The organism is Marinobacter sp. UBA2498, assembly GCF_002341575.1.
GTDB classification, from domain to species: Bacteria; Pseudomonadota; Gammaproteobacteria; order Pseudomonadales; family Oleiphilaceae; genus Marinobacter; species Marinobacter manganoxydans.
In genome coordinates, this window is sequence record NZ_DDOI01000093.1 from 25,900 (window position 1) to 36,244 (window position 10,345).

Below are 10,345 nucleotides of genomic sequence, written 5' to 3' on the forward strand. Positions count from 1 at the left end.
TAAAGATCATCACCAAGCCGCCAGGCAGTGATCGGGATGATGCGAGGCTCGCCATCTTCCACAAATCCGACATGCGCCGTTTTGAGACGATCAATCAACCTGTAAGCTGTTTCCCTGTCATAGCTTGCTCGCTTTACTGCCCTCTGCACCCTGCTGCGTGGACAGGCAGTCAGAGGGGACGCTGTGGCCCCTGCCAGATCAGTCGTTGTCATCAAAAGCTCCTTTCCGGTCTTGCACTTCACAAAATGTACTTCTATTGAAAGGCACTTCTGATACCATCGAAAGATCCAGATTGTGACTTTTGATAGGACCAGTTGATGTGATCGATGATATTCGCCTGGACAGCGCGCATCCCCTGCAGCATCAGCTGTATCAACGATTGTCCGAACGGATACTCGACCAGCGCTACCCACCCGGGCGCCAGCTGCCGCCCAGCCGCCAGATGGCAAAGGACCTCGGCATCAGCCGCAACACGGTGAACGCGGTTTACGAACAGCTCAAGGCCGAGGGCTTTCTTCAAAGTCGTGTTGGGAAGGGCATTTTCGTCCATGAAGATATCAAATCGGCCGTGAACCCCTCAGGGCCGGGTCTTGGCAAACCTCGTGGCGTCTCCACGGAACTGCCACCGCTGCCTGCCTTTCCACGGGGGAAGTCGAAGCCTGTTGAAGACGCCAGTTCGCCATTCCAGCCGGGCCTGCCGGACCTTGACGCGTTTCCGATCCGTGCCTGGAACCGGATCATGCACCATCAGGAAAGCCGCCGGTCACTGCGGGGATATGACAGCATCCAGGGGTATCAGCCCCTGAGACGCGCCATCGCCGCCTACCTGAGAACCTCCCGCGGTGTTCGCTGCGAAGAAAGTCAAATCATCATCACCAACGGCGCACAACAGGCACTCTCGCTGCTAGCAGATGTGTTTCTTCAGCGGGATGACAGCATCCTGTGTGAAAACCCCGGATACCGTGGCGCCCGGAATGCACTTGACCGTTTTGGCAACCCACTGATTCCAATACCCCTTAGAAACCAGGTTCTGGATGTGGAAGCGTTGCCCGGCATTGAGCCTGCCAGGGCCAGACTCCTTTTCTGCACACCCACCCACCAATACCCCATGGGCGGCATCCTGGACCTGTCCCAGCGAATGGCGCTCGTCCAATGGGCCCAGCGCAATGAGTGCTGGATCATCGAGGACGACTACGACAGCGAGTTCCACTTCTACAACAAGCCCTTCGCCGCTATTCAGGGCCTGTTCGAGAATGCGCCCGTGCTCTATATGGGCAGTTTCAGCAAAACGCTGCTGCCGGCATTACGGGTAGGCTATCTGGTGGTCCCGGAGGCTGTAGTCGAACCCTTGCTCTGGGCGAAGCAGATTAGCGGTGGCGAAACGCCCCTTCTTACCCAGGCAACCATCGCCGAATTCATTGAGAGTGGTCAGTTCACACGCCATCTGCGGCGCATGCGCCAGCTATATCGGGACAAGTGGCAACTCTTCCAGAGCGAGGTTACGGAAAAGCTCGGCGGTCTTGCTCAACCGGTGGCGGAAAGCGCCGGGATGCATCTGGTACTTGAAGGAGATTTTGACGACTTGGCGCTCAGCCAATGGCTGAAAACCAGGGGATTTGGCAGTACACCGCTGAGCGCGCACTTTCTGGGAGATGCGGCCAGAACCGGCCTGGTTATGGGGTTTGCCAGCGCCAACGAGCTCGAAATTGCCAGGTGTGTCACCGAGCTTCGGGACAAACTGACGAACCAGACTCTCTCAAATTACCTTTAAGCGTTCCTGATCCCGTGGCAAGCTGCAAATCAGAGGCATTCAAAAGGAGAATTCAATGGGAAGTTCAAAGCTGGTCGGTATTGTTTTACTCGTGGTTGGCATAGGGCTGCTCTATTTCGGCTACCAATCAACCCAGTCTCTGGGGAACCAGCTGACCGAAACGGTCACAGGCCGATTTACCGACGACACCATGTGGTATCTGATTGGCGGGGCAGCCTCAGCCGCAGCGGGCGCTTTCCTTCTATTTTTCAAGAAATAAGCCAGTCCGTTTTTTCACCGCCTGGGCCTGACTAGAAACCAACTGGCCAGGACCAGCGCGCCGAACACCGTGTAAGCCAGAATAAACACCCAGTCCGGAGCGCTGTAGTAGAGGATGGACTGCAGCCAGTACTCGATGAACGATCCCTCATAGCCTGCCTCCCCGGCCTTAGCCCTAAGCGCCATTTCCCAGCTCGTAAGCGGGCATAACACACCCAGCCATGATTGCAGAACCACAATAGCAATAACCGCCAGGTGGCTCAGACGGAACCAGAAATTGCGCACCCACCGCCAATTCAGGAAATAGCCAGCGAATGTGGCCACCAGTCCCAGGATGACGAAGGCCACCAGTATCGTGTGCAGGATCAGGAGCGCATCAGCAAAGATCAGTAACCATTGGCTGTCCATCGCTACTCTCCATCGCTACTCTCCATAGCTACTCTCCATAGCTATTCTCCATCGCTACTCTCCAAAGACTGCTGAGTTGCCAGTTTTGGTCTATTGTACAGGCACGTCAATCTCTGCCAGTGAGGGAGCGTTCTATGAGCCACACCCCGCCTCCAGCCAGACTCGGGTTCCTCTACCCGGGCCATGCGGCCGAAGATGATTATCCCCTGATGGGTTCCATGATAGAGCCCCCGGCGCAAATAACCCTCATCCACACTGAATTCCTGGAGGACGCCCACACCGTTGAAGCCCTCAGTGAGATGGGCAGCGTCAGCCGGCTTTCCAAGGGTGCAGAAGCGCTGGCTGGCTCAGGGATTGAGTCGGTGATGTGGACCTCCACCAGCGCCAGTTTTGTGCTCGGCCTAGATGGCATTCGCCAGCAGATCGATACGCTCGAGAAACTGCTCGGTGTACCGGCTTCGACGACAGCAATGGCATTCGCCAGAGCGGTAAAAGCCATTGACGCCAAACGGGTGGCCATCGCTGCCACCTACCCGGAGGAGGTCGCGCAGCGATTCCGGGCATTCCTGAATCATTTCGATATCGAGGTCGTGCACCTGGCCAGCCGAGGCATCATCACAGCCGCGGAAGTCGGTCTGCTTGAGAAAGACGCGGTTATCGAATTCGCTCTGGCCAACGTCAGGGAAGAGGCCGACGCCCTGCTGATGCCAGACACAGCTCTCCACTCTTCAGCTTGGCTCACCGATCTGGAGCAGGCAATCGGGCAGCCGATACTGACCGCTAATCAGGTCAGTTTCTGGGAGGCTTTGCGACTGTGCGGCAAGCTCAGTCCCCAGTCGGGGCTGGGCAGTCTGTTCGAACACATGCCCGAGGATTAGGCCACTACGTATCTGGCGCGGCCCTGTTTTTTCGCGCAATACAGGGCTTCGTCGGCCCTTCGGATCATGTCGTCGATTGAATCAAACTCGTTGGCCAGGCCCTGACAAATCCCGATGGAGCAGCTGAGCACCTTGCTATCGGGGCTGTGCTCGCTTGGCACCGCACTCTCCTGCCATTGTTTCAGAACCTCCGCAGCCAGCAGCTCAAACCGGTCGGCATGCTCGCCCTCAGGACAGACCTATTTTCATCCCACAGACCTATTTTCACCCCAAATAGATCTGTCCCGGTTTCAACTAGACCTATTTTGGTTTCAAATAGATCTGTCCCGGTTTCAGTCTGCGGTTTCAACTGTCCGGTTTCAACTGCATGCCTGGCAACTGTTTTCAGGTCTATTTCAGCTTCGTGTGTTCGACTGCTAGAACCCCAACTTGCTCCAAATTGGTACATTTATGATATATCGTACCTGTATTAGCTTAGGGAGAATATTTTAGATTCTGGAGCATTTTTATGGGTTGGCTGACAAAAAAACAAGTTCCTATCCCTCAAGGAGATTTGTCATGAGCGTGAATTATAAAAGCATACTTCGCCGAATTCCCCCCATCTTCTTTGCGGCCATCTATATGGTCCTGATGTCTTTACCTGCAGGTGCAGCCGGGTACGACAATGCTCTGAAGGGCGTTAAAAACTATGACGCTGTCTACGAGGTGAGCCAAGGAGATCCCAAGGTCGTTAACCCCGTTTTCTTGGTAATAAAGAACTCCTACAAAGCACCTGAAGTGAAGGCACTTGCGAAAGATCCCAACATCGCCATCGTTTTTCACGGGCCGGTGGTGAAACTGCTTTCGACTGACAGCGCATCATTTAATGAGGCAGAGCTGGCCGAGGTACAGAAATTCCAGACGACTCTTAAACAAATGAAGAAGGACGGGGTGACACTGGAAGTTTGCCGTTACGCGTTGAAAGGGATGGGTGTAGATGAGGCGACGATCATTCCGGAGGTCGACCCGGTAGATAATGGTTTCGTCTCGGTCATCGGCTATCAGATGCAGGGGTACGCGGTTGTCCGAATCCCCTAAGCAAAAAATCGGTTGTTGCTCTGCGAGCTGAAGTTCACCTTGAGGTCCGCTGGTCAAGATTGATCACATAAAAGGTGGAACACGAATGCGATTGCTCGCAAACTGGAGGTTCCGGGGCCAGTGCACCACGTTCTGGTGAGGTCGGACGGTCGCTAAGCCGTTTCCACTCATCCCATGAGCGGCGGAATCAGTATTATTGATCTGGACTTCGGTCCCACCCGCAAATAAGCAGGTGGCGTGGTCAAGTCCACGCGCCACACCTGCGGCAGTCAGGAAGCAGCTTCTCGATACTTATCATGGCGAAGGCATCTCTTTGCAGCAGTTGTTACTGGATCTCCATTCTGGGCGCATTATGCGCATTGGACCTTGGATATCTGACTTATCAGCACTTGCTATTTTACTGTTAGTCATCTCCGGGTTGATTAATTGGTGCCGTCGCCCGCGCTGAAGCAGCCCTGCATTACCACGAAGAATCTCTCCACAATACCGGTCGTTCCAACAAAAACTGACACATTGGGCCAGCCGGTGGCCCGGATTCTTCGGGGCTGCCTCTGCCGTTTTTGGACAACTCGGTGTCGTATTGGATTCACCTGCACTGAGCAATTAGAGCCACATTGAATCAGGGCCCTGGCCGATATGCGGCAGCGCGAGGGCGTTCATTGCAGGCAAAGGGGAACCAAAATGGCACAACTACCGAAACGTGCAAGAGTCGTAATCATTGGCCAGGGCGGTATCGTTGGCTCCTCGGTAGCACACCACCTGATCGAACAGGGCTGGGATGACATCGTAGGGCTGGAAAAATCCGCCATTCCCTCCGACATCGGCTCCACCTCCCACGCCTCGGATTTCTGCTTCACCACTTCCCACGACAAGCTGAACATTTACACCACCAAGTACAGCCAGGCGTTTTACGAAAAACGCGGCAATTACGTGAAATGCGGCGGCATGGAAGTGGCCCGGTCTGACGACGACGAGCGGATGGACGAGCTTCGTCGCAAGGTGGGTTCCGGAAAAGCGTTCGGCACCAATGTCAGCATGATCTCGCCCAAACAGGCAAAGGAGCTGTTTCCATTGCTGGACGAAAGTCAGATCCAGGGCGCGATGTGGGATCCGGATGCCGGGCTGGTAGTGCCCCGCTCCCAGAGTGTTGCCGGCGACCTGGTGGAAGAAGCCGTGGCCACCGGCAAACTGCAGGCCTTTGCCTACACGCCGGCCATCCGCATTGATGTCCAGGACGGCCAGGTACGTGGCGTGGAAACCCACAAGGGCTACATTGAGACCGAATACGTCGTTCTCTCCATGGGCATATGGGGGCCCCTGATGGCCAACACCGCGAACGCGCCCCTGCCACTGATGCCACTGGAGCATCCGTTGCTGTTTTTCGGGCCCTACGAAGAGCTCAATGGCACCGGCAAGCAGATTGTCTATCCCCTGTTCCGCGACCAGGGTAATTCCGCCTATGTGCGGGACACCGGCGACCCGACCACCACCGAAGGCGGCCGTATCGAGTGGGGCTATTACGAAGCGGAAAACCCGCGGCTGGTCTACCCCGGCGCCATTGCGGAGCCCGGTGATGCGCGGATGTCCCCCTCAATGCGGGATCTTTCACTGGACCAGGTCATGGACGCCTACGAAAAAGCCATTGAGATGACGCCGATCCTCGGCGAACTGGGCTGGGAAGAGAAACACTCTTTCAACGGCCTGCTGTCGGTCACACCGGATGGCGGTTCACTCATGGGCGAATCCCCGGAAGTCCGTAACCTGTGGTTCTGCGAGGCGGTCTGGGTCAAGGACGGCCCGGGAGCGGGCAAGGTCCTGGCCGACTGGATGACCCACGGCTCCCCGCAGATGGATCCCCACAGTATCGATATTGCGCGTCATTACCCGCTGCAGAAAACCCCGGACTACGTGTACAACCGCTGCTACGAGACGGCCAAAAAGATCTACACCCCGGCGGTTCACCCCCGTGAGCCGTACCTTACCGGTCGCAAGATGCGAACCAGCCCTTTCTACCTGAGGGAAGTGGGTCTGGGTGCTTACTTCATGGAGGCCGCAGGCTGGGAGCGTGCTCACGGTTATGCAGCCAACGAGTCCACCCTGCTGGCGAAATACCGCGACCGGATCCCGGTGCGGGAACACGAATGGGACGCCCGGCACTTCTGGGAGGTATCCAACGCCGAACAGCTTGAGATGAGCGAATCCGTGGGCATGATCAATCTCTCGCACTTCGCCATCTTCGACATTTCCGGTGATAACGCCGAAGCGCTGCTGGAATATCTGTCGGTTGCCAAAGTCGGCGGTACCACGCCCAACGGCAAAGGTGTCTACACCCATTTCCTCGACGAGCGCGGGGGCGTGCGTTCCGACCTGACCATCATTCGGCGGGGCGCGCAAGACTATCGGGTCGTCTGCGGCGGCGACACCGGCCATCGGGACTATTGCTGGATCACCCGTATGGCCCGGGAGAAGGGGCTGGACAACATCCAGGTGCATGACCGCACGGACGAACTGGCGACCCTTGGCCTCTGGGGACCAAAGGCCCGGGAGACATTGGCCCAGTTCGTTACCGACCCGGACCAGTTGTCCGCGGACAATTTCCCGTTTGCCACCGTCCGGGAACTGAACATTCGAGGGGTCCCGGTCTGGGCCTTCCGAATATCCTACGTGGGCGAGCAGGGCTGGGAGCTCTATTTCCCCTTCAGCTATGGCCTGAGAATCTGGGACCTGCTCTACGATGCGGGCGTTACGCCGGTGGGCATTGAAACCTACGCCAATACCCGTCGCCTGGAGAAGAGCCTGCGACTGCAGAACGTGGACCTGGAAACGGAATACAATCTCTACGAAGCCGGTTTGCAACGACCCAAGGTCAAAGAAGCCGATTTTCACGGCAAGGCCGCGTATCTGGAGCAACGGGAGTGGCCACGGCAATCGGCCTACCTGTGCACGATGACCATGACCGAGCACCGGGATGCCAACGGCATTCTGCGCTACCCGGTTGGCCAATGGCCGATTCTGGACCCACAAACCGGTGAAGTGCTGGTGGATAGCCACGGCCGCCGCTCTTACAACACCAGTGTGGCGTGGGGGCCTTCGGTGAGGAAGATCATTCTGCTGGGTTACATCCCCGTCGAGTACGCCCAGGAAGGGCGTGAGCTCACCCTGGAATACTTCCAGGAGCACTACCCTATCCGAATCGAAGCGGTGGGTTACCGGGCACTGTTTGATCCGGACAACGAGCGAGTCAAATCCTGACCGGGTTCAGAGAAGAGGCGCGGTGGTCAACACTCAATGATGTTGACCGCCAGCCCTCCCCTGGCGGTTTCCTTGTATTTATCCAGCATATCGCGACCGGTTTCCCGCATGGTGTGTAGAACCTTGTCGAGCGAAACGTAATGCTTGCCGTCACCCCTCAGGGCCATGATGGCGGCATCGATAGCCTTAACCGAGGCCATGGCGTTGCGCTCGATGCAGGGAATCTGCACCAGCCCACCGATGGGGTCGCAGGTCATGCCCAGATGATGCTCCATACCGATTTCCGCGGCATTTTCTACCTGTTCCGGTGAACCGCCCGTTGCCGCAGCAAGCCCGGCCGCGGCCATGGCACAGGCCGAACCCACTTCGCCCTGGCAGCCCACCTCGGCCCCGGAAATGGACGCATTTTCCTTGAACAGCACACCAATGGCACCGGCGGTGAGCATGAAACGCACAATGCCGTCCTCGTCCGCCCGGGGACAGAATTCCCAGTAATAGTGAAGCACGGCGGGGATAATCCCTGCTGCGCCGTTGGTGGGCGCCGTCACAATCCGCCCGCCGGCGGCATTTTCCTCATTGACGGCCAGGGCATAGAGGTTTACCCAGTCCAGTGCACTCAGGGAAGGTGAAATCAGGTCCACCCGCTGCTTGTCCATCAGCGACCGATACAGCGACGCGGCCCTGCGCCGGACCTTGAGGCCACCGGGCAACTCGCCCTCGTGCTGAATGCCGCTCTGTACGCACTCCCGCATCACCTGCCATAGCGCCAGAATGCTGCTACGAACCTCCTCTTGCGTGCGCCACGCCTGTTCGTTGGCAGACATAATGTCGGCAATGGCCAGGTTGTGTTCCCGACACAGCTCCAGCAACACCCTGGCACTGCTGAATGGGTATGGCTGTGGGGTGTCATCCTCGCGCACCTTCAGGGTGCCCTCAACGGTTGCATCCACCACGAACCCACCGCCGACCGAATAATAGCTTTTCTCGAACAGGCACTGCCCGTCGCGGTCGAAAGCCTGACAGGTCATGCCGTTGGGGTGCTCGGGAAGGGATTTGCGGCGGTAATAGACCAGGTCGGTATTCTCACGGAATTCAATGGCCTGCTGCCCTGCAAGCAAGAGGGTTCCACGGTCGCGGATCTGCTCAAGACGAGCCGGCATTACCGCCGGGTCGATCTTGTCTGGTCGTTCACCTTCCAGTCCCATCATTACCGCAGGGCCGGTGCCATGCCCCTTGCCGGTGGCACCGAGAGACCCGTAAAGGGACACCTTGAGCCGACCGACAGAAGAAAGCAGACCCTCACTCACAAGAGACCCGGCAAATCTTCTGGCCGCCTCCATGGGTCCCACTGTGTGGGAACTGGAGGGGCCAATACCAACCTTGAACAGCTCAAACAGACTGACTGCCAATGTGTGGCCTCCTGTTGAGGAACGTAATTCAACACTAGCGCCAATCGAGGCCAATCGCATGCTTTTTGGCGACATGGAAACGATGATTTCCGACAGCAGGACACGTCGCGTTGAGTCCATCCTGGCATGCACCGTGTCGCATGTGGACCATCCGCATTATTGCCCCCGTCATAGAATAAAAGGAGTATGGAATTGATCACTTATTGCACGACTCGGATGCAACAGCTAGTGTTCAGGTTGGGGTGGTCGGTACGGACATTCCGGGTATTGGCCGGCGCAACTGGCCCAGGCAGGGCAAAGGGGGTTGTTTATGACCACTGATACCGGTTCGCAAACAGACAAGCCCGTCCAGCAGCCCTATCGGGTCGGCTTCCTGCTGATCGACAACTTTACCCTGATTGCCCTTGCCACGGCGGTTGAACCTCTGCGAATGGCCAACCAGCTGGCAGGCACCGAACTCTATTCCTGGCAACTGCTTACGGCCGAGGGCGATTACGCCCGCGCCAGTGACGGCATCACCATGGTCCCGGATGCCTCCATTCAGGAAGCGCACAGCTTTGATCTGGTCATCGTGGTCGCCGGGATTGATGTCACCCGCAGTTTCTCACGCAAGGAAGCGCACTGGCTGAAACAGATGGCCCGGCAGCATGTCCTGCTGGGAGCGGTCTGTACCGGCCCCTATGTGCTGGCCAGTGCCGGTCTGCTCGACGGCTACGCCTGCAGTGCCCACTGGGAATGCCTGGAAGCCATGCAGGAAGACTTTCCCCGGGTTCAGACCAACAACCGCCTGTTTACGGTCGAGCGTGAACGCATGACCTGCACCGGAGGCACGGTGCCAATGCACATGATGCTCAGCTTCCTGGCACGGCGGCATGGCCAGGAGCTCAGCAATGCCATATCCCACATGTTTGTCTGCGACCGGGTCCGGGAGGAGAGTGAGCAACAGCCCATGCCCATGCATCCGGGCCTGGCCCGGGCGCAACCCAAGCTGGCGGAAGCTGCCCAGCTGATGGAATCCAATATCGAAGAGCCGATCGAACTGCAGGAACTGGCGACTCTGGCAGGCATTTCACGCCGGCAACTGGAGCGGCTGTTCCTGAAGCACATGGGGTGCACGCCGTCGCGCTATTACCTGAGAGTGCGGCTGAACCGGGCGCGCCGTCTGCTCAAGCAGACTTCCTGTTCGATCGTGGAAATTGCCTCCATGTGCGGTTTCGTTTCCGCCACCCACTTCAGCCGTTGTTATCGCAAGACCATGGCGAGCGCGCCCAAGTATGAACGCATGGAAGTCT

At 57.5% G+C, this 10,345-nt stretch carries 10 protein-coding genes and 1 pseudogene; 7 read left to right on the plus strand and 4 right to left on the minus strand.

Going from position 1 to position 10,345, the window contains the following annotated elements:
* Positions 1 to 212, minus strand: a pseudogene (locus B2W52_RS13095) (pyridoxamine 5'-phosphate oxidase family protein); the annotation flags it as partial.
* A 107-nt stretch (positions 213 to 319) separates the two neighbouring features.
* Between B2W52_RS13095 and pdxR the strand changes: the two are divergent.
* Both pdxR and B2W52_RS13105 read left to right on the plus strand, forming a co-directional pair.
* A complete protein-coding gene (gene pdxR, locus B2W52_RS13100; protein WP_273068972.1) occupies positions 320 to 1,771 on the plus strand; it encodes a MocR-like pyridoxine biosynthesis transcription factor PdxR in 1,452 nt (483 codons plus the stop codon).
* A 55-nt stretch (positions 1,772 to 1,826) separates the two neighbouring features.
* Positions 1,827 to 2,030 (plus strand): DUF3185 family protein, encoded by a 204-nt coding sequence (locus tag B2W52_RS13105; protein WP_273068974.1) that lies wholly within the window; start codon positions 1,827 to 1,829, stop codon positions 2,028 to 2,030.
* Positions 2,031 to 2,044: 14 nt separating this feature from the next.
* Here the strand turns inward: B2W52_RS13105 and B2W52_RS13110 are convergent, their stop codons facing one another.
* Positions 2,045 to 2,437 carry a DUF2784 domain-containing protein gene (locus tag B2W52_RS13110; protein WP_273068975.1) on the minus strand — a complete coding sequence of 131 codons (393 nt, stop codon included), beginning with the start codon at positions 2,435 to 2,437 and terminating at the stop codon, positions 2,045 to 2,047.
* A 134-nt stretch (positions 2,438 to 2,571) separates the two neighbouring features.
* Here B2W52_RS13110 and B2W52_RS13115 point away from each other — a divergent pair, with 134 nt between their 5' ends.
* Positions 2,572 to 3,315: a maleate cis-trans isomerase family protein gene (locus B2W52_RS13115; RefSeq protein WP_008172391.1), complete on the plus strand. Its 744-nt coding sequence runs from the start codon at positions 2,572 to 2,574 to the stop codon at positions 3,313 to 3,315.
* Here the strand turns inward: B2W52_RS13115 and B2W52_RS13120 are convergent.
* Positions 3,312 to 3,518, minus strand: a complete 207-nt coding sequence (locus B2W52_RS13120; RefSeq protein WP_349677067.1) for a diguanylate cyclase domain-containing protein — start codon at positions 3,516 to 3,518, stop codon at positions 3,312 to 3,314. The two genes, B2W52_RS13115 and B2W52_RS13120, sit on opposite strands and share 4 nt — an antisense overlap.
* Positions 3,519 to 3,873: 355 nt before the next feature.
* Here B2W52_RS13120 and B2W52_RS13125 point away from each other — a divergent pair, with 355 nt between their 5' ends.
* The 3 genes from B2W52_RS13125 to B2W52_RS13130 all read left to right on the plus strand — a co-directional run bounded on the left by B2W52_RS13125 (position 3,874) and on the right by B2W52_RS13130 (position 7,644).
* Complete coding sequence (locus tag B2W52_RS13125; RefSeq protein ID WP_008172396.1) at positions 3,874 to 4,392, plus strand: DsrE family protein; 519 nt, start codon at positions 3,874 to 3,876, stop codon at positions 4,390 to 4,392.
* A gap of 232 nt (positions 4,393 to 4,624) precedes the next feature.
* Positions 4,625 to 4,840, plus strand: a complete 216-nt coding sequence (locus tag B2W52_RS22340) for a hypothetical protein (protein WP_227497799.1) — start codon at positions 4,625 to 4,627, stop codon at positions 4,838 to 4,840.
* Between the two features lie 233 nt (positions 4,841 to 5,073).
* Entirely contained in the window at positions 5,074 to 7,644 is a 2,571-nt protein-coding gene (locus B2W52_RS13130) for a GcvT family protein (protein ID WP_053112832.1), read from the plus strand.
* Between the two features lie 26 nt (positions 7,645 to 7,670).
* Here the strand turns inward: B2W52_RS13130 and B2W52_RS13135 are convergent, their stop codons facing one another.
* On the minus strand, positions 7,671 to 9,053 hold the full coding sequence (locus tag B2W52_RS13135; RefSeq protein ID WP_273068976.1) for an L-serine ammonia-lyase: 1,383 nt from the start codon (positions 9,051 to 9,053) through the stop codon (positions 7,671 to 7,673).
* Positions 9,054 to 9,363: 310 nt separating this feature from the next.
* On the opposite strand from B2W52_RS13135, the gene gbdR reads away from it, so the two are divergent.
* Positions 9,364 to 10,345, plus strand: a 982-nt coding sequence (gene gbdR, locus B2W52_RS13140) for a choline metabolism transcriptional regulator GbdR (RefSeq protein ID WP_286803475.1), incomplete at its 3' end; no start/stop codon positions are given.

Excerpts from the sequence above, each read along its gene's own strand:
- B2W52_RS13105 (WP_273068974.1), top strand. The coding sequence starts at position 1,827 with ATGGGAAGTTCAAAGCTGGTCGGTATTGTTTTACTCGTGGTTGGCATA.
- B2W52_RS13110 (WP_273068975.1), bottom strand. The coding sequence starts at position 2,437 with ATGGACAGCCAATGGTTACTGATCTTTGCTGATGCGCTCCTGATCCTG.
- B2W52_RS13115 (WP_008172391.1), top strand. The coding sequence starts at position 2,572 with ATGAGCCACACCCCGCCTCCAGCCAGACTCGGGTTCCTCTACCCGGGC.
- B2W52_RS13125 (WP_008172396.1), top strand. The coding sequence starts at position 3,874 with ATGAGCGTGAATTATAAAAGCATACTTCGCCGAATTCCCCCCATCTTC.
- B2W52_RS13130 (WP_053112832.1), top strand. The coding sequence starts at position 5,074 with ATGGCACAACTACCGAAACGTGCAAGAGTCGTAATCATTGGCCAGGGC.